The organism is Candidatus Obscuribacterales bacterium (assembly GCA_036703605.1).
In the GTDB taxonomy this organism is placed as follows: Bacteria; Cyanobacteriota; Cyanobacteriia; order RECH01; family RECH01; genus RECH01.
Genome location: DATNRH010000944.1, coordinates 1 through 2,260, shown reverse-complemented (window position 1 = coordinate 2,260; position 2,260 = coordinate 1). Strand labels below are relative to the sequence as shown.

Genomic DNA, 2,260 nt, shown 5'->3' with positions numbered 1-2,260 from the left:
TGTGGATAGCCTAGAAAAGCTGATCAATTCTCCCAAGCCCTACGGACGGCCGCAGCAAGAATATTTGTACATTGACCAAAGCGAATGTTTGCGCGGGCTGCGCTGCCATACGATTTACACCATGCCCCTAGCGCTCAAATTTTCTAGCGAATATGGGCATCTCACCCAACGTTATCCCGATGATCCGCGGGTGTTGCCCATGGTGCCGGTGCAGCGGGAAGACGGCAGTGCCTTTGAGGCGGGCATGGTGCTGCTGCGGCAGATGGTGTTAGCGCGGGCTTTTCCGGAGGTGCCGGAGGGCGATCGCCTGGCTCACCTCAATCTGGTGTTTGATGAACCGGAAAGCCTCGATCGCCTCTGCCAGGCCAGTGGCGGGCATGTGCGCGATCTCCTGCGGCTGCTCAGCGCTTGGATTATGAAAAGCCGCCGTCAACTGCCGCTGAATCGCGCCACCCTAGAGCAGGTGATTCGCGAACGCTGCAATGAAATGAGCCTACAGATCTCAGACGAAGAATGGGACTTGCTGCGTCAGGTGCGCGATCGCAAGCGGGTGAGCGGCGATGAGGGTTACAAAACATTAATCCACAGTCGGCTGGTGTTTGAGTATCGGGATCAGGGCATATCCTGGTTTGATGTGAATCCTATTCTGCTCGGTGTAAAGGATCTCTCCCCATGAGCGATGATCATGCCGCCCAGTTTCATGACGCTAACGCGACTCGCCTAGAGGAGTTGGCCGATGTGCTGGATCTGGGACGAGGACAATTTTCATTGCACCTCGTCCACTGTCGGTATGACCATCTGCAAGAACAGTTGGCGCAGCAGCTACAGCAGATTTGCGCCGATCGCTATAACCTCACCCTCGACCAACTAACGCTCCATCCCTCGGCCCAAAATCTGTTTACCAATCTGCGGGATGCCTTGGGCGATCGCCAGCCAGAAGCCTTGATGGTGATGGGGTTGGGGCATGTGGAACACCTCCAGAAAGTGCTGGGCGCGATGGAAAATGTGCGCGAAGAGTTTCGTAAGCATTTCCCCTTTCCCTTTGTCCTGTGGCTCGATGATCCCACCCAGGTGCAACTGGCCCGAGAAGCGCCCAATTTTGTCAGTTGGGCATCAGACGTCACCCACTTCACCGTCAGCTCCGCTTGGCTCAGCCATGGCCTGCACCAAGCCGCCGACCAGATCTATGCCAGCCTCCTCGATCCAGCAGCGGGGAAACTGCCGTCTACGCTCCAGGCCCTGAATCCCCTCGGCCCCTTTCAGCAATCAGAGCTACAGCTCGCCCTAGATGAAGCAGGCCCGATCACGCTCCATCCCGAAGCCCAAGCGGCCCTAAACTGGGCGATCGCCCTCAACCTAGCCAAGCACCAACCGCAGGATTTGGACATACCAGGGCAGTATTTTCAGCGCAGTGTTGACTATTGGACGAGCCAGGAGCCCTTGGAGGACTGCGATCGCCACCTGCGGGCCGGCATTGCCCACTTTTTCCTGGGCCGCCATTTGGCCTGGGTAGTGGATCGGGAGCGGCGGCAGGGGGATGGGGTAGACAGCGAGGCGTGGCAACGGGCGAGGCTGCCCCTGGAGCGCAGTATTCAGATCTTTCAAGCCTGCGATCGCCTTGACTTGGTGGCCAAATGCCTATCGGGTCTACAGCGGGTGCTGAAGCGTCTGGAGGATTGGGATGCGCTGGAGCGTTACTGCCGTCTAGGGATGGAGCTGCATCGCCTGGATCACTATCCCCTGAAATTGGCCTATGACTATGGCTTTTTGGGCAACATCGCCCTGCACCGGCAGCAGTGGATGGAGACGAAGCGACTCACCCAGGAAGCTATGCAGATCCTCGATCGCCTGCCAGAGAAATCGGGCTGGATTCGGGGTCTCTACCTGCTCAATTTGGCTCAGGCAGAGCGCGGGTTGGGCAATCCTCAGGGGGCGATCGCTTATTTGCTAGAGGCAAGGGCCTGGGGCGATCGCGGCCATCCCACCACCTACTGCGCCATTTTGGAAGAGTTACGGGATCTGCGGCTAGAGCAACGGCAATATCTCATGGCCTTTAAGCTGAAGCAGGCGCGGCTGGAGGTGGAAAAAAATGCCGGGATTCGCGCTTTTGTGGGAGCAGGGCGGCTGGGGCTAGAACCCCAGGGCCTGGATGATCTCTACGGCGTGGCTCCGGAGATTGCGGCCTCGGGGCGGCGGCTGGATCTAGAGCGGTTGATGGAGCGGCTGGGGCGTCCTGACTATAAGCTGGTGGTGATTCACG

General features: G+C 58.5%; 2 protein-coding genes. Both read left to right on the top strand.

Translation table 11 applies throughout. The features are described from left to right. On the top strand, positions 1-676 hold a 676-nt coding region (locus V6D20_19395), incomplete at its 5' end, for a hypothetical protein (protein ID HEY9817948.1). Further along, positions 673-2,260: tetratricopeptide repeat protein (locus tag V6D20_19390; GenBank protein HEY9817947.1), on the top strand; the 1,588-nt coding region annotated here is incomplete at its 3' end. The genes V6D20_19395 and V6D20_19390, both read left to right, overlap by 4 nt.